The following is a 17,780-nucleotide window of genomic DNA, read 5'->3' as shown; positions in this document are numbered from 1 at the left end:
GTTATTTCCGTGACAATCTATGTGATGATTTCAGGTATACATGGATCGGCATGGACAGCTGTTATGAAGGACATTTTAGTCTTATCTCTGGTTCTCTTTATCGGAATTTATATGCCTTTTCATTACTATGGGGGTATTCAACCCATGTTTCAAGCTGTTTCAGAAGCGAAGCCAGACTTTTTCACTTTTCCTGAAAAAGGGTTAAATCTTACCTGGTATACTTCAACCGTTTTGTTAACTGTAATTGGCTATTATATGTTTCCACATACATTTGGCCCAATCTACTCAGCAAAGAGCGGAAATGCTCTACGCAGAAATGCTGTCATTACACCATTGTACACGCTTATGCTCTTGTTTATTCTCTTTGTCGGGTTCACCGCTGTGTTGCAAATTCCAGGGTTAGAAGGAGCTGCCGGCGATCTAGCTTTACTGCAACTTGTTACTAAAACGTTTGATCCGTGGTTTGTCGGACTAATCGGGGCCGCAGGATTATTAACAGCTTTAGTCCCTGGTTCCGTCCTATTGATGACTGGTGCAACAATCCTTACGAAAAATGTGTATAAAGTATTTTTTCCTAATACAACGGATGAAAAATTATTATTAAAAACCAAATTATTGGTCCCGGTGTTATCGGCGATTGGTTTATATTTTGCTTTAGATAAGGGGAATTCACTTGTCACACTTTCCCTAATGGCATTTAATTTAGCTACACAGTTTTTCCCGCCATTAGTTGCCGCTTTCTTTAAAAATAGTGTTGTAACCAAGCATGGTGCATTTACTGGAATTATCGTCGGTGTAGGTATTGTTGCATACGTAACAATTACAAAAACATCAATGGCTACACTATTTCCGTTTATGCCGTCATTCATTCAGGATTTAAATATCGGCTTTATTGCATTGGTGATTAATGCAATTTCAATGGTAATCGTGAGTATAATATCTCGAGCAATGGTAACTGTGAAAGATAAATCACAGACTATTTGATCCCTTAGTTGGTGTATCAGGGGTATCGGTGGTTTGTTTTTAGGATGACGCTGAGTATCGGTCATTATGTGTTTATGGTGATCGACAGGCTATGAAAGTTTAGAGTAGCCTATATATAACTATAAATGACCAATCCGAATTAGGGTTGGTCAATTTTAGTTTTACCAATTTTTTCTATGTTTCTGTTTGTTCCAGGATATCCCGTTATTTGAATCTCATTAAGCGTTAGCGTAACATGCCTATCAAGCTATGGAAAATCATTACTCCTAAACAAAAAACGCTATTCTTTTTGTAATATCATGTGGGCTATGGGGGGGAAATCCCACCTAGCTAAGGAAAAACAGATGATTTGCATTCCGATTATTTACAAGCCTCGACAATTTTTTCACCAAAATAAAGAAATAATTTCCTGCTCAACAATGTATTCCTAGGCTTTAACAAACGATTAATTGGATGGACTATTTGTTATAATTGATCAAATTTTGTGAAATAAAGCTATTTTTTGATAAATTTTAAGATAATTAGAGAAAACCGAACATTTTCAACGACAAAAAACTTGCTCGGAAATGGACAATGTTCGTTTTCCAAAAAGTGTTTTCCAAAAGGTTTTGTGGCGGCTTTAATCAAACGATTGATTGAATTAGAAAGCGTCAGAACTTGTCGATTTGTGGATCATGGAGACGATTCTCCCGATATATTTCATTCAATTTTCTACCAAAAAAGCCGGCAGAACCGTCCTCTTAGTTAGGGAAATTACGTTATTCCAAGATGGATTAACGCTTTTTTGTTTAACTTATTGTAATAACGAGTCTCCGCTCTTTGAATTGTTTCTAATGAAAAAGTAACAAAAAAAGCACAAAGCATATGCCTTGTGCAAAATAAAGATGATCATATTTCATAATAAGTTAAGGAAGGTGAGTTCCATCACTTCCAGTTTCTTTTAAATTTAAATACCTCTTGAATATAGCCGTAAACAGAAACGGGAGACATAATCATTTGGTAACCGAGAATGAAGACAATAAAGCCTAAAATATTTTTACGGATTCTAAGGCTTAAAGGCTTAAATACAAAATTTCTTTGATAGAAATAAAGAATGATATAACTCAATAATGTTAAGGGCAGAACCAGTAATGTCATTGGCCCGACAATCCAGTGGTATCCAAAAAATGCTAATATCAATCCAGGGATCCAACAAAGAGTATAGGTGAGATCTAAATACGGCATGATTAAATTAATGCTGGTTAAATATTTTACATAAACTTGAGGCTGATTCCAAGGTTTTATTTCATTTAATCCTTCAATCATTCCTCGTGCCCATCTTGCTCTTTGGCGGACAAAGTGTTTAAGGGTACTAGGAACCTCGGTAAAGGAAACAGCCATTGGCTCAAAGTATACTTTCCATTTTTTATTGAGTAAACGCCATGTTAAAACAATATCTTCACCAATTGCATCAGGCCAGCCGCCGACTTCTTGAATACATTCTGTTTTATAAAGACTGTAAGCACCTTGGGCTACTAATGTCCCTTGATACAAGCCTTGAAGTCTTTTAATCGATGCGATTCCCAAGAAGTAGTCCCATTCTTGAATTTTTGTCCATAAATTCTCCCTGCTGTTTTTCGTAAGAACCGATCCGGCAACAGCACAAACATCTTTCGGGCTGGATTTCATTCGTGCCACAAGATAACGAATCGACGATGGATGAAGCAAGGTATCCGCATCAATTGTTATGACGTAAGGAGTTGTAACAACCTCTAAAGCTTTGTTTAAAGCATGGAATTTTCCAGGCTTCTCTTCATTTAGTAGGTCAATATCAATGCTTAATTCTTTTTTTGCTTTCCATGTTTCATGGACCGTTTGATCGGTAGAGCCATTATTTATCACAATGACTTTTATTTTTCCTTGATAGTCTTGTTTATCAATATAATTCAAAGTATTATAGATTTTTTCTTCCTCGTTATGGGCTGCAATGAGAATGGTGATTGGATCATTAGGAAACTCATTTTTAAAAGATGGTTGGCGATCTAAAAGTAAGCTAATTACTAGAAAGGCATTCATATATCCCGGAAGGTAAGAGATTCCTCCGATCATTAGTTGTGCAAATGGAAAAGACACAATATGAGAGAGATCTTTTAACCATGGGAATGCTAGGTAAATTGAAACACACATCCATGCGAACGCACAAAAATGACTGATCCAAAACTTTGCTTTTATGGGAATGTAAATTTTTCTATGTCCATTACTTATTTTGGTATGAATCGGATTAAGTGTAGGTTTCATGGGTCTTTATACCTTTCAAGTAATATGGATTTAGAATGAATAATCAATAAAATACCATATCCATACAGGAAATGTAAAAGACCTTTTTATGGGAAAGTGGATGGAATCGCATCAAATTTTTGCACGCCGCCTGCTCCGTAAAGTACATAGGAACCAAACAATACTAATTTCATTGAACTGGGAGTCATTTTATTACAATTAACTCCATTTCAATATTTAGTACGATCGATATTCACAATTGCTGAAGGGGTAATTTTCTCTGCAATTACTTGGAATCATTTATTTTCGTTTTATCTAATTATTTCATATTTATGATAAAATTACTAGGTCAAAAGTTTATATGGAGGGAAAATCAAATGAAGAAATATGTAATGTTTTTACTACTACCAATGACCTTAGTATTAGGAGCTTGCTCCAACACGGAAAATACTAATTCTGAGCCTTCAACACACGCAGGATCCTCTCAGAAACAGGATACACCCACTCAGAATAAAACGGACGAAACGGTATCACAGAAAAATCAGGAACAAACTAAGGATGTGCCTGATTTATTTGATATTCAATTGAATACCAAATCCAAGAAGGTAGAATTGCTATCTCCTGGAGGGAAACCAGTCGTATTAGCGGATAATATTCCTTCCAAACCAGTGAAATCCCCTAATGGAGAGAAAGCTGCCTATATTTCACCTTCGGGTTGGGAGGAATTAAGTAATCTCTATATCGTGGACCTTCATGATGGGAGCCAACATGAATTAGTGCATTATGATCCTGAAAATAAACCGAAAGATGTCATTTGGGAAGATGATAAACATGTATTGGTCATCATAGGCTATCCATATGGCGCAATCACCGTAGGTGGAAATATCTACAAGATTAATGTTGAAACCAATGAGAAAGAGGCAGTCACTGACTATGATAGTAATACTCAGATAACGGATCTTCTTGATATAAAGGATGGAGTTTTACATTATAGTGGAATCCAATACACAGATAAGGAACAGAACGAAAGGAAGAAATTCTCTGATCAAATGAAACTAGATCATAATCAAAAAAATATTTCCGGTAGTGCATATACGTTAACAAATGAGGATGCTGATGTAATGCTTGCCAGTCTTGAACAAGTAAATTCCTATTTTAGTAACACCACCAATCATAATTTATCTTTCTCAGTCAAGAAAGAAAAAGATACTTATGTAGGTTATTTTATGGATGATACAACAAATGAGGAGCTGGAGAAACCTAAACTCGTTTTATCTTTAGATGGTAAAAAACTTGAATATATTAATGAAACTGGTGAATCACAGTTCCTATCCACGAATCAACCACTTGAAATTTTAAAAGGCTACAAACATATCAAATCAAAACTAGGAACCGAATTTCTTAATCATAAAAATCGTTTTTTAGTTTTTGATCATATGGAAGAACATAAGTACGTTTACCATATTTTCGACTCTCTTGAGGATCACGATGCTACGTATGATTGGGTCGAATTCGATCCTGTTAAAAATACATATATAAGTCAACTTTTGCCTAATAATAAAAAATATGATTAATATAATTAACATTATGGGGTTGAATGAATGGAAATGGGGGAAAAGGACATGGTCTTGTAAAATAATTTTTCAGGCTGAATGCCCACGTCAATAAGAAGACCAACTAGGGCCAGTGGGGTCAGACCTCCACTCAACTAATGATAATATTTACCCATATAGAAATAATGAGAAAATACTAGTAAATATTACCCATTTGTGATATTTTTCCCTATGTGCATATTCTTTTATCGAAAGGAGTTTTTTTAGGTGGTTTTTTCAAAATTTTTAAAAAATAACAATAGAAAGCGAGGGGGATTCCGAAAAAATAGTGTTAAAGTATTAATCTCTTTATTAGTCATACAATTATTTCTTGGTAACTTAAACCTAACGAGGACATTCGCTGCGGCTAGCAGTCCCAAAATTGATCGGACAACAGCCGCAAATTCCTTAAGTTTAGCGATTGCCATGTCCAAGAAGCAATTTCCAAAGCAATCAACTAAGGCAGTTTTGACAAATAAAGAGGACTATAACAATATTTATCTGGCTTCTATTTACAGTCAGAAGATGAAGGCGCCCTTATTGCTTACTGAGAAAAAGAGTTTAAACTCTTTAACAAAAAAGGAGTTAGTAAGATTAAAAGTTAAAGAGATTACAGTTATTGCTAATAAAAAAGAGATTAGCACAAAGGTTGAATCCGACCTTAAAAAATTGAAAATGAAAGTAATCAAAATATATGGAAATGATGTAACCGATACGTCTATTCAGGTTACCAAAAAAATAAATCCATCCAATCAGCTCATCTATTTGGTTTCAAGCAAGAAGATGGATTATAGTGCAACTGTCCCGGCCGTCGCCATGACTAAAAAGGCATCCATCATTATCGTTGACCCGAAGAAATTAAACAGTGGGGCTATTAAGTACATAAATCAGTACAAGCAAAAAGTGCAAATCCAATCGTTAGGATTAAGTGCTACCACCCAAAAGAAAATAACTAATCTCGTAACCATTAGCGGAAAGGATACTTATATGGTTTCTAGCAATCTGGTTAAAATCAATGGGCAAAGTAATAGGACACTTTACTTAGTTGCTAAAAAAAATTACCAGGATGCGGCCATCATTGCTCCTTTAGCCATAAAGGAAAAATCGTTAGTGGCCATTGGACCAAATACAATCACAGCAGATTTTAAATCGTTGATTTTAACAGAAAAAATAACAGGTGTGAAAGTATTTGCCGATAAAAAGAATTTAAGTGATAATACAATCAAATCCATTTACAGTGTGATAGCGTACCAAAAAAAGCTTCCGGCACATAATGGGTTAGCAACTGTTAATGACAATGTCAAAGTGCTCACGCAAAAGCAAACGAATCAATTATTAACCAACATTAAAACAAACCAAACACTTGATGATGGCTCGGTCAAGCTGCGACTTGACACGATAGACCCTACTATCATTAAAAAGAATGCCATCATTGCTTTGGATGGTACAGCTAAAAATCCAATGGGCGGATTCCTAAAAGTCACGGATGTCAAAAAGGTAGGCAACGACTATGATGTTACGTTCAATCAGCCATCGCTTGATGATGTATTTCAGGATTTAAAGCTTTCTATCAATCAAGGTGTTAATGCCTCAAATATTATTGATACCAACCTCGAACCAGGGGTTACATTGGATAAACGCAGTTCCAATTCTGTGCAAAGAATGGACACAACCGGAGGTACTACAATTAGTACCAGCAATAATAGCGTTTCCTTAAAAGTAAACATGGATTTATCAAAAAAGTTAAAAGAAAAAGAAAATGGAAATGGAAATGGAGAACGGAAGCTTAGCGTTTCCGGAACCTTTACCATCAAGGATATCAAGATAACCGCTGATGTGGATAAAGTATTGAATGTCCCCATCAATATGGATTTAAATTCCAAATATAAAACAGAAAATAATTTAAACATTTCCGGAAGCGGGAAAATGGAGTGGAAATTTAAGGGGGAGGATCTAGGCAAAACCAATTTAGGTATTGGCGCATTACAAGGTGTTGATGTTACCGACGGCAGGCTCCCGTTGGGAAGCCTTACGTTTTTGGTAACCCCTGCGGTAAGTCTTTTAAAGGCCGGATGGGGTTCAGATGGATATGTTCCATGCCCTGTTGGTGTAACCGTGTTCCTTGTTTTGACAGCCTCTGGAAAAATTGAAGCGCAAATGTCTTTCGATTATAATCGAAAGACGCAATTTGACCGAGGTATTTCCTTTGGTATTTATGACGGATCGCCACATGTTTATAAAGGAGCAGATGATGGTGTTACCCTGGAAAACGTCAGCGCATCATTACGTGGTAATCTTTCCGGCGAGTTGGGTATAGGTGTAGATGTAGCCTTAAATATTGGCGGAATTATGCCGCTTGTTTTGAGAGCTGATGCAAAGGATATTTTAGCCACCGAGGGAAGAGTAAGTTTAAACTATGACCTTCTCAATAAAAAGGTAGAGACGAATGGCTGCTATAAGGTAGATCTTTCCGCCAATATACAGGTAAAAGCAATAGCCAGGATGGCATGGACCAGCAATTTTATGGGCTTTGAAAAAACCAATGAAAAACAAGCTGAGCTCGATATGTACAATAAAAAATGGCCCGTTATCAACAAATCGGCGTGTACCTTAAAATCTGGCGTTGAAGGGATGGTAACCGATGCGGCAACCAATCTCCCGATTAAAAATGCTTCCGTTGAGGCTGTGAATACCGAAAACTCCGGGGAAAAGTATCATACAAAAAGTGCTTCTTCAGGAAAGTATACACTAACACTTCCTTCTGGGACCTATGATATTACTTTTGGTAATACTGGCTATAAAGACACGGTTTTGAAAGAGGTAAAAGTGGAGGATGATCAAATTACCTATAGTCCAAAGCTGGAAATTATCCAATCGGGCCTATATGGCAAAACGGGAACAGTTGGCGGAGTGATTACGGATGCAAAAAATGGACAAGCTGTTTCGGATGCAACAATCTCCATTTATGAGGGATTGAATGTTACAAAAGGGAAGCCGGTAAAAATAATTTCAACTATCTCAGATGGAAGCTATGAATTGGATCTCCCGACTGGCCATTATACTGCGGTCATTGAAAAAGCGGGTTATATTAAAAATACCTTCATAATGGTATGTTTACCAGATGAAAAAAATCTAGATTATAATGCGACCATTACACCGAATTTAAGCTCTGACAATATTCGGATTGTTCTCTCCTGGGGAGAAACACCAGAAGATTTGGATTCCCACCTCATTGCTCCAAATGAATATGGTAATAGCGAGTATGAAATCTTTTGGAATAATCGTAACTATTATGCAGATGATGATACGTTAATGACGGAATTGGATGTTGATGACACTACCTCTTTTGGTCCCGAGACGATCACTATTCATAAACAGGTATCTGGAACCTATATGTATTCCGTTTGGGATTATACGAATAGATACGATGGCGACAGTCTGGCCTTGTCCAATTCAGGTGCAAAAGTCGATGTTTATATGGGCTCGACACTTGTCAAAACTTTTTATGTTCCAGCAAATCAAATCGGTAATAAGTGGGATGTATTTAAGTTGGATGGACAGACCATCACTCCTATCAATACAATGGAAAATTTGGCTGAGTAATCATATTTTTTGTATTCAACGTACACAAACATAGGACTTTACTAGATAAGCACCTGTTCAACAAGCACCTCTTCGATTGCGGATTATACACGTACTACGGCGTAATTCCCAATTTTTTCATATTTTGTCGAACTTTTTGGAATTTTATATGTTTAGAGTCACAAAAGGATTATAGTACTATTATATTAGTTCTTTAATACTATAAATAGATAAAGGCAAACCCTTTGAAAGATTGGGACGCAAAGCTACAGGTCTAAGGTTTTATACTATGATGGCTGAGTTACCTAAAATAGTACATATTTTAGGGGGCAATATTATGACTACAATTGCTAGTGAAAAAGAATTAGATAAAGAATGGGTTGAACTTATTAAGAAAGCTTTAGAGTTAGGGATTCCTTCTAATGAAATTAGGGATTTTCTAAATAAGTCTTCGTGACCTGACCTCTTAGAGGTCTATTTTTTTCACACTTTTCGTCAAATATTTTTTTCCTTATTTCAACTAACCCTTCGTATAATAAGGTCACCAGAAACTTCTGGTTGGAAATAAGATGCTTGCGACTACTGTTGAGATTTCGTTGTTAACTAAATACGGAGTTGACACTAAGCAGATTACTAAATGATTTTATGGAATGGTTGGCTAAATGATTAGCTGACCTTTTTATATTCTTATATCGTTAACCAAATTGGGGCAAGTGGTGAGTTTCGGGGGCAGACCCCCGCTCATTGTTGCAATAGTTCCTTTCAGGTCAAAGCCATATTTGGAATTCTCCTAATACATTACATAATAAAAAGACTACCAAAAGGTAGCCTTATTTTATTTACTTCAAACCATATTCATATTTGTTTGTAAGTTTGTTATCGCTAAAATCAAATGATACATCCATAGTATCGAAATCAGGACTTGTATAATCCCAAGAATAACTACTGTCAGTATGATGGATAGTCCCGATTACGTTCAAGTCATTATCATATTGATCTTCATCCCATGAATTGGAACTATCTAATTTTAAAGTAGCATTGGTACCAATGATTTGTTTTACTTCAGCTAGTGTCATGCCTATTTTAATTTGATTGTATTCAGCAAGGGTGATACCATACACTGGCTTTGGCTTATCAACTTTCACATACTTACTTGGAACATAAACTGTTGCTGAAATTGTACCTTTAACATATTTATGATTAACGAGTTTATATTTTGTATATTTGATAGATTCTTTGAACCATAATGAATTGTATTTGTAAGCTGTAGAGCCTTTAGCTACAGTGACTAATACTTTCTTACCTTTACTATTAATGGTATAAAGAGGATATTTCAAACTAGCATTGCTGTATGCTGTTGTAATAGCTGTCAATTTACCATTAGTAACAGTCGCTGCTTCAACCTTTCCAATATGACTACAAAATAATGTTCCACTTAGCATTACGGCACCTAATGCGGATGCGATTAATTTATTTTTCACTGAAATGCCCCCAAAATATTAATAAGTCTATAACTCTAGTATTATCCCAACTTTCCTCTAGTTTTACAACTAACACGGACCAAGGGGGCTTCAGCCAGCTATTTTGATCCAATAAATGAATAAAAATAGACCTCGAGGACCATTCCTGTGGAAACATAATGGAGGATCACACGATTTGACTTTCCTTACTAGGCAATTTTCGACGATTTTTTTTACTAACGTGAAGGAAGAAATCTTCGTTTTGCAATGTTTTCTAAGGATCTAATCAAACGTTTGAATGGATATCCTATTTGTAGAAGCCAGTCAAAGTTTGTGATATTATGCCATTTTTTGATAGTTTGGGAGATTAACCGGGAAAAGCTAGCCGAAATCATCGACAAAATATTTCCTCGGAAACTGGACAATGTTCGTTTTCCAAAAGGCTTTGTTGCGGTTTTAATCAAACGTTTGATTGAAAAATTAGCGTCACAACTTGTCGATTGTAATGAATTTGATCGCTAATTTACTAAAATTTTACATAACAACTACAAGTAGTTTTACAAATCTCAAATATAATGAGTTTTGGTTAATTGTGAATAATATATGGAATTATGAAAAAAAGGAGATTACTATCGTGAAGAGGAAACTTAAGTCATTAATATGTGGTTCGATTGCTGTGTTCGCTCTGTCGCAGAGTATGATGACCGTATCGGCGGAGTCAAAAAAACCTAACGTGGATGCAGGTAAATGGATGTCTGGTGAGTATCATGTCCATACCATACAATCGAGTGATGCGTCAGAGCCTTATATGAAAGTTGAAAATGTGTTGAATGCTGCTTTCCGTGAGAATATGAATCAATTGCCCGCTGAAGGGGTGGCGAACTTAACTTATGGCAAGCCTTTTGACTTTATCATGTTGAGCGACCATTTCCGTAATTCGCCCAGAGATCCTGATGGTAATGACAAGCTTACCGCACGCTGGGATGCCATTCAAGATCAGCTGGCAAAGATCCAAGCTCTACAGGCAGTCGGAAAATATGCTGGCAAGTTGATCTACCCTGGATTTGAATGGGATATGATGGGATTGGATCATGCTTCGGTCGGCATTATTGATTCCAAAAGTAATGCTGTTCCGATGGATGCGATCCATCAGTTTGAATGGTTGTACAGCTACGATACAAGTGCGGACAGGTTTCATTCGAACGAAGCCGAACGATGGGGCAATCGACCGACGAAGGATGAGCTGAAGCCAAACAAAGACAAAACCTTTGAAGCAATTCAATGGCTAAAGGACAACTATCCTGAAAGCTTGGTCTTGCCGAATCATCCATCCAGGCACAATGGGGAGAGTGGGGAAGTGACCATTGAAGATCTTCGTAAGATGAATGACATTGCTCCAAAACTTGTCTTTGGTATGGAAGGAATGCCAGGAAATCAGATGGCAGCCAGTTATAACCGATCTGAGATGTCTGATATTTACGGTGGTACGGATGTGATGGTCGCTAAGGTGGGAGGCATATGGGATTCGTTACTTGGTGAAGGCCGGCATTTCTGGAACTTTACCAATTCGGATTTCCATTTCAAAGTAGCAAGCAACCGTAAATACTCTAGCGGTTACTGGCCAAGCGAGTATTCAAGAAACTATGTTTGGGTAAAGGGCAATGATTTCAAGGATGTAGTTGCAGGTATGCGTTCAGGCAAATCCTTCGCTGTATATGGCGACCTTATTAATGCGCTGGAATTCAAGGCAAGTGGAAATAAAAAACAAGCGGAGATGGGCGAAGATTTGCAAGTGTCTAAGGGGGATAAAACGACGATCAGCGTTCGCTTTAAAAGTCCAGAGTACAACAACTACGCACCGATTACCGCTCATGAAACTTCCGTTACGAACAAGGTCAAGGTCGACCATATTGATTTAATTTCCGGTAAGGTAACGGGCAAGCTCGATAAAAGCCAATATGCCAGCCATATGACGAACGATACGACTAAAGTCGTCAAGCGCTTTACGAAGAAAGACTGGGGAAAGCCGGATAAAGATGGCTATTATACGATTACTTACAAAGTAAAGGCTGATACGAACCGATATTATCGCCTGCGCGGTACCAACCTTGGCACGGATGTGGGAGGCTATACGCGTAACGGCGAGCCGTTGAAGGATCAATCCTTTGATTATGATGGAACACCTACGCCAGAGGAGAATGAAGAGCGTTTCAACAACATCAATGACCGTAACTACACCAGCTTGTGGTTTTATTCGAATCCGATCTTTGTTGATGTTGCAGAGAAAGGTGGATCCGGTCATTCCTCTGCAGGTTCTTTAAATAAATGATGGGAATAGACACAATAAAAAAGTGGCAGAGATGCCACTTTTGTTTTATCTTCTTTACTTTTGTTTGTGGGTCAGACCAATACTTAATAGAAAGGTCTTGTTCGTCTAGTCCAAAAAAAGGCGGGCATTCAGACAGGAATCGAAAAATACCATTAGGACGAAATTGTACTTACTGCATTAACGGGATCGGTTAAGAGGAAAAATTATTTTAAAAAAATGTTTTTTTGTCCAAGCCATTCCTAAGAACATGTCATTTATTAGTATTAGTTAGAATGGAAGGTGGTGAAGAAATGGGGAGCCTCAATAACAAATATTATAAGAATAATCAAAGTGAAGATAAAAATGAAGATAAAAATCTTAATCAGGCCATCAAGGTCCGAATCGTAAAAGAAGATGGACAAGAAGTTAATGTTGGTTCTCATACTGATAAAGGGAAAATTGTAATCGTCATTAATAACCAGTTTACAAGTGCCCCCAATACCACACAAATTGCCAGTGGGGCAGGACGAAACAGCGCGGCGGGGAATAATGCTGCACTTGATTCGTCGAATACCGAGCAACAGCAAGGTGTAGGAGCCAAGGGACGTGCTAGGAATTCAGGTATGAGTGGTGAACAGATTGAACCGCATCAAAAGAAGCATGAACACTCTCAACATGATGAGGAAATTGTAATTGTCATCAATAATCAAGTAAATCAAACAAGCACGGAACAGGCAGGTGCTACTCAGGTTGCAAGTGGTAGTGGAGATGATAGTGCATCTGGAACGAATGCTGCCATTGCAAGTTCCAATACGAAACAGCAGCAAGCAGTGGGTGGAGATGAATCTGGCACGGCAGAAAACTCAGGTGAAGATAGCGACCAAAAAGAAGTGTGACGTTATGAAAAAACTGCTCCTATTGAGTAGTTTTTTTATGGCAAAGAAAATAAAGTAACTCCTTTACGATCTAGCGGCTATTTAACTTAAAATACCATTTATAAAATATCCCTGCTAAAAATAAGGTAGCATAAACAGATGCCCAAGTATAATACCATTTCCAATTAATATACATAATCAGATTTGTATACTTTTCAATGATGACTTCAGGTAAAGTTAATCCTGTGGTAAATGCACTAATATAGATCAATTTTCTCCAAATAGAATTGGTTTTGGGGTAAAAGAGACAAAAGAAGATGGTTACGACGGGATATAAAAAGAACTCATATAAAAAGCTGGTGCCATTCACTTTAGCGAGTTCCCGAACAGGGTACTCTAGTAAGTTGAATCCCACAGCAAGAATCCCAGCAAACCATGTAACACACTGTTGAAATAAGAAGATGATGCTGGCCTCTCTTAATTTATCCTTTGGTATGAATGCTAATGAAATAAAAGTACAGCCATATAGAGTGTATAAAATCAACGGGTCAATCTTCATTCGTCTCTAACCTTTCAAAGTCAGGATGTGCCATGATCCATAAAACATAATGACGGCATATCCAAAACTCAATGATAAAATTAAAAAAACTTCTAATGAGATTCTCCATACTAATATTCATTATGTTTGTAAATTTCCCCATCAAAAACATAAAAGTTAAAATAATGCCTATCCAAAACAAATAATGGAACGCACGTCTTATAAAATGTGCGTTTTTTGGGAATTTAAGCTGGAACAGAAGAGCAAAAAAAGGAAAAGCTAAATATTCCATCGTAAAATTTATTTTTGTTGCATTTTTAAAAATTCGAATGGGTGATTCAAGTAAGCCAAAATAGGTTAGATAAATACTGAACAACCACGTTAACATCTGAAATAACAAAAGGGTGGCAATGGCTTCGCGAAGTCGATTTCGAGGGATAACTTTCCAAATCGCAACAGGTAGTATTATCCATAGTAGAAGCAACACAAAATAATCTGATTTCATATAAGCTCCCCTTTTTTACTTAGTTTGAGATATACCAGTAAAAATTATCCGATTTGTGAACAAAAATAAAAATGTATTGCCCAATAATTTAAAAGTATTTATAGAAATGGAATTATTTGAAATTAAGGGACCGATACCCGCTCTGCCAGTATTCTCCCAAAAGCAGGAATAAGAGAACTTGCTATCATCCGCAGATTTCCATATGATTAAATTATTATTCTGAATTTTAAAATCTTATCCAAAAGGAGGTAGTGTTATCCAAAAACAGGTCAGGCGATTTTTTATCGTCATTAGTCTCCTTTTATTTATGGCCTTATCACAACGTATCGTATTTGCTGAAGATAAAACCTATAAAATCGCGGGGGAATGGAATCTTCCTCCTTTTTCTTATAAAGATCAACAAGGGTCACTGACAGGCATAAGTATTGAATTAATGGAAAAAATCGCAGATGAAAATGGGCTTACGTTTGAATATATACCAATGGAGATGCATGAAGCGGAACAGGCATTAAGAGATGGTAAAGTTGATGCGATTGCAGGGGTCACCTATACCACCGAAAAGGATAAAGTATTCGATTTTTCTCAACCCTACTTTACGATGTCAGATTCGTTAATAATCCCCAAAAAAAGTAGGGACAAAATTAAAAGTATCGAAGATCTAAGAGGAATGCATATTGTCCTGCAAGATCATACTCCTGTTCTAAGCACGTTATTAAATTTAAGAAATACGAATCTTACCTTGGTGCCAAATCAATACTCTGGTCTTTTGACGCTTCTAAATGACCGGGCGGATGTTTTTATTGGGAATGAATTTACAGCTTCCTTCTTTTTAAAAGAGTTTGGTCAAGAAGACAATTACGTCATTTTTAATGAAGTCATTAATCCGGCCGATTATGCGATTGCCGTAAAGGAAGGGAATAAGGGCCTCCTTTCCATCATTAATCAAACGCTTACAAAATTAAAGGCTAAGGGAGAAGTAAATAAATTAATTGATAAATGGGTTAGTCCGGAAACCGAAGCTAAAATTGCCCGTTTGCAACATTTTGTCTTCTTTTTATTTATCTTTCTTTTGATTGGTGCACTGATCCTCATTGTGATCTATGTTTGGAATCAACGGTTAAAAGCAGCTGTGAATCTTCATACAAAAGACCTCCAACTAATAAATGAAGATTTACAACAGCAACGGCAGCGAACGGCTGATAGCAATGCATTTAAAGATCAAATTTTAAATAATATCGACACGGGCATTGTCACTTTCGATATCGATTTTAAGATCACGAGTTGTAATAAGCGGGCATTGGAAATTCTTGAACTTCCCGCACATACGAAGTTCAACCTTCAGCATTCCCCCATTTTTTTGAAGCTTTTTGAGCATTATCGTTTAGGACAAGCATTGCAACAAGAAGGTGCTGAATATTACCGCTCTTTAGAAATAAATGATCATGGAGAACGAAAGGTAATCTATTATTCTCTAAATAAGATGTTTAACTCACTTGAAAACCAGGCAGGCTATTTGCTCTCAATGAACGACGAAACAGAAAAAAAGAAACTCGAACAAAAGCTCATTACACAGGAGAAGCTCCACGCACTTGGCCAGTTGGTAGCGGGTGTAGCTCATGAAATTCGGAACCCGTTAACGTCAATTAAAACTTTCATAGACCTGATTCCCAGGAAACTCGGACAACCGAAATTTCAAAAGGTACTGATGGAGCATTTACCAGAAGAAGTGAACAGACTCAATCGAATTGTAACAGACTTAATTGATTATGCTCGTCCTAGCTTACCGAATATTCAACCCTGCACTGCTACCCAGCTGACCTCCTTCCTAGCTATACTAAGAGTAACCATGGATAAAAATCGGGTTGAATTTGAACAATCCATAGAACCTGACCTTGTTTTTCACATTGATCCGCAGCAAATTCGTCAGGTCCTCCTTAATCTATTATTAAATGCCATTCATGCAGTGGAAGAAACAGAAGTGAAGAAAATTATAATCTTCATGGAGAAAGAGGATTTTGAGAAAGGGAGGATTATGATTAGAGATACTGGCAAAGGAATGGAGCAAGGGGAACTCAACCATATCTTTGAACCATTTTTTACGACAAAGGGAAAAGGCGTCGGATTGGGGCTGACCTTATCCTACAATTTAATAAAAGAGAACAATGGGGATATTCAAGTAAACAGTATTCCGAATAAAGGAACGACATTCACGGTTTTATTGCCAATATACACAAAGGAGGAGATTCGGATTGAAGCCAAGAGTACTGGTTATTGACGATGAACAAGCCATTTGTGCTTCACTTAGCTTTGCTCTTGAAGATGATTATTTTATGTTGACCACAACGGATCCGGAGGAAGGCATACTCATCGTGGAAAGAGAACGGGTCGATATTATTCTGCTGGATCTTCGTATTGGGCGTTACAATGGGCTGGATGTTTTGCAAAGAATTAAACAAAAAGACCCATCCGTGACGGTCATTATGATGACCGCTTATGCTTCCATTGAAACTTCCATAGAAGCTATCAAAATGGGTGCCTATTATTATATTGAAAAACCGATTAATATCGAAAACCTATCATTGCTCTTATTAAGGGCGGCTGAGTTTAAACAAATATCGAATATGCTAGAAACACTCCATGAAGAGCTGGAGGAAAGGAAGGGCTTTAAAGACTTCTTAGGAAATAGTAAAGCGATGAAAAATGTATTTTCGATGATCGATCGTATTAAAGATATCGACTCTTGCGTCTTGATTACGGGGGAAAGTGGAACGGGGAAAGAACTTGTTGCAAAAAGGATTCATTTTTCAGGGAAGCGTAAGGATGGACCATTAGAAATTTTGAATTGCGCAGCCATTCCTGAAACATTACTTGAATCTGAATTATTCGGTTATGAAAAGGGAGCTTTTACAGGGGCAACACAGTCAAAGGAAGGAAAGTGGGTTGCAGCAAATGGAGGAACTTTATTTCTGGATGAAATTAGTGAGATGCCCTTGCCCCTTCAAGCTAAATTATTGCGGGTGATTCAAGAACGTGAAGTGACACCTCTAGGATCGAATAAGAAAATCTCATTAGATGTTCGTATTTTATGTGCTGCTAATAAAGATATTGCACAGATGGTCCAAGAAGGGAAGTTCCGAGAGGATTTGTATTTTAGACTGAACGTTATTCCGATTAAAACACCGCCATTACGAGATCGAAAAGAGGATCTGCTGCTGTTGATTGATTATTTTTTGCAAAAGTATTGTAAAGAAATGAACAGAGAAAAGAGATCTTTTTCTGCGGCTGCCCGCAGACGTTTACTTGACTATCACTATCCGGGAAATGTTCGGGAACTGGGAAATATCATTGAATACTCAGTAGCGCTTTCCATTGATACCGTCATTGATGAGGGGGATTTGCCTTATTACATGATAGAGCAAAAGAATGAGGATGGAGGCATTTCGAATGATGGTGAAAATAGTATCGTCATTCCGATCGGTCTTTCCATGAAGGAAATTGAGAAAAAGGTTATTTCTGGGACTCTAAAACATTGTGGAAAACACCGGCAAAGGACTGCCCAGACCTTACAAATTTCTGAAAGAAGTCTCCGGGATAAAATAAAACTATATGAGATCGAAAAACAGCTAATGAATGAATGAATTGGTTATCGGCAAATTTTGCTGAAAATAGCGGCAGAATTT

12 protein-coding genes and 1 riboswitch are annotated in these 17,780 nt (G+C 37.1%); of the genes, 8 read left to right on the top strand and 4 right to left on the bottom strand.

All coding sequences use genetic code 11. The annotated features are described in order from the left end of the window. Window positions 1-984: sodium:solute symporter family protein (locus tag BIV60_RS16320; protein ID WP_371261550.1), on the top strand; the 984-nt coding region annotated here is incomplete at its 5' end. 924 nt (window positions 985-1,908) lie between these two features. Here BIV60_RS16320 and BIV60_RS16315 read toward each other — a convergent pair. Next, on the bottom strand, window positions 1,909-3,261 hold the full coding sequence (locus tag BIV60_RS16315; RefSeq protein ID WP_071356766.1) for a glycosyltransferase family 2 protein: 1,353 nt from the start codon (window positions 3,259-3,261) through the stop codon (window positions 1,909-1,911). 356 nt (window positions 3,262-3,617) lie between these two features. Here BIV60_RS16315 and BIV60_RS16310 point away from each other — a divergent pair, with 356 nt between their 5' ends. The 3 genes from BIV60_RS16310 to BIV60_RS28545 all read left to right on the top strand — a co-directional run bounded on the left by BIV60_RS16310 (window position 3,618) and on the right by BIV60_RS28545 (window position 8,871). After that, window positions 3,618-4,814, top strand: a complete 1,197-nt coding sequence (locus tag BIV60_RS16310; protein ID WP_071356765.1) for a DUF4652 domain-containing protein — start codon at window positions 3,618-3,620, stop codon at window positions 4,812-4,814. A gap of 246 nt (window positions 4,815-5,060) precedes the next feature. Then, window positions 5,061-8,435: a carboxypeptidase regulatory-like domain-containing protein gene (locus BIV60_RS16305; RefSeq protein ID WP_071356764.1), complete on the top strand. Its 3,375-nt coding sequence runs from the start codon at window positions 5,061-5,063 to the stop codon at window positions 8,433-8,435. Between the two features lie 204 nt (window positions 8,436-8,639). Further along, window positions 8,640-8,723: riboswitch (cyclic di-GMP riboswitch) on the top strand. Between the two features lie 28 nt (window positions 8,724-8,751). After that, on the top strand, window positions 8,752-8,871 hold the full coding sequence (locus tag BIV60_RS28545) for an anti-repressor SinI family protein (RefSeq protein ID WP_083402287.1): 120 nt from the start codon (window positions 8,752-8,754) through the stop codon (window positions 8,869-8,871). Between the two features lie 382 nt (window positions 8,872-9,253). Here BIV60_RS28545 and BIV60_RS16300 read toward each other — a convergent pair whose 3' ends face one another. After that, window positions 9,254-9,895, bottom strand: coding sequence for a hypothetical protein (locus BIV60_RS16300; RefSeq protein ID WP_071356763.1), 642 nt, complete (start codon window positions 9,893-9,895; stop codon window positions 9,254-9,256). 613 nt (window positions 9,896-10,508) lie between these two features. Here BIV60_RS16300 and BIV60_RS16290 point away from each other — a divergent pair. Both BIV60_RS16290 and BIV60_RS16285 read left to right on the top strand, forming a co-directional pair. Next, window positions 10,509-12,203 carry a carbohydrate-binding protein gene (locus tag BIV60_RS16290; RefSeq protein WP_071356761.1) on the top strand — a complete coding sequence of 565 codons (1,695 nt, stop codon included), beginning with the start codon at window positions 10,509-10,511 and terminating at the stop codon, window positions 12,201-12,203. 290 nt (window positions 12,204-12,493) lie between these two features. Further along, window positions 12,494-13,078: a hypothetical protein gene (locus tag BIV60_RS16285; protein ID WP_256218440.1), complete on the top strand. Its 585-nt coding sequence runs from the start codon at window positions 12,494-12,496 to the stop codon at window positions 13,076-13,078. A 70-nt stretch (window positions 13,079-13,148) separates the two neighbouring features. On the opposite strand, the gene BIV60_RS16280 is transcribed toward BIV60_RS16285, so the two are convergent. Both BIV60_RS16280 and BIV60_RS16275 read right to left on the bottom strand, forming a co-directional pair. After that, window positions 13,149-13,616 carry a CBO0543 family protein gene (locus BIV60_RS16280; RefSeq protein WP_071356760.1) on the bottom strand — a complete coding sequence of 156 codons (468 nt, stop codon included), beginning with the start codon at window positions 13,614-13,616 and terminating at the stop codon, window positions 13,149-13,151. Further along, window positions 13,606-14,100, bottom strand: coding sequence for a CBO0543 family protein (locus tag BIV60_RS16275; protein ID WP_071356759.1), 495 nt, complete (start codon window positions 14,098-14,100; stop codon window positions 13,606-13,608). The genes BIV60_RS16280 and BIV60_RS16275 overlap by 11 nt, the downstream gene beginning before the upstream one ends. Window positions 14,101-14,407: 307 nt before the next feature. On the opposite strand from BIV60_RS16275, the gene BIV60_RS16270 reads away from it, so the two are divergent. Together BIV60_RS16270 and BIV60_RS16265 are read left to right on the top strand one after the other, a co-directional pair. Further along, window positions 14,408-16,375 (top strand): transporter substrate-binding domain-containing protein, encoded by a 1,968-nt coding sequence (locus BIV60_RS16270; RefSeq protein ID WP_071356758.1) that lies wholly within the window; start codon window positions 14,408-14,410, stop codon window positions 16,373-16,375. Then, window positions 16,350-17,738 (top strand): sigma-54-dependent transcriptional regulator, encoded by a 1,389-nt coding sequence (locus BIV60_RS16265; protein ID WP_071356757.1) that lies wholly within the window; start codon window positions 16,350-16,352, stop codon window positions 17,736-17,738. Before BIV60_RS16270 ends, BIV60_RS16265 begins: the two co-directional genes overlap by 26 nt. Window positions 17,739-17,780 lie beyond the last annotated feature (42 nt).

Source organism: Bacillus sp. MUM 116 (assembly GCF_001866655.1).
In the GTDB taxonomy this organism is placed as follows: Bacteria; Bacillota; Bacilli; order Bacillales; family Cytobacillaceae; genus Neobacillus.
The sequence above is the reverse complement of the archived record's forward strand: the minus strand, read 5'-3'. Positions and strand labels throughout refer to the sequence as shown.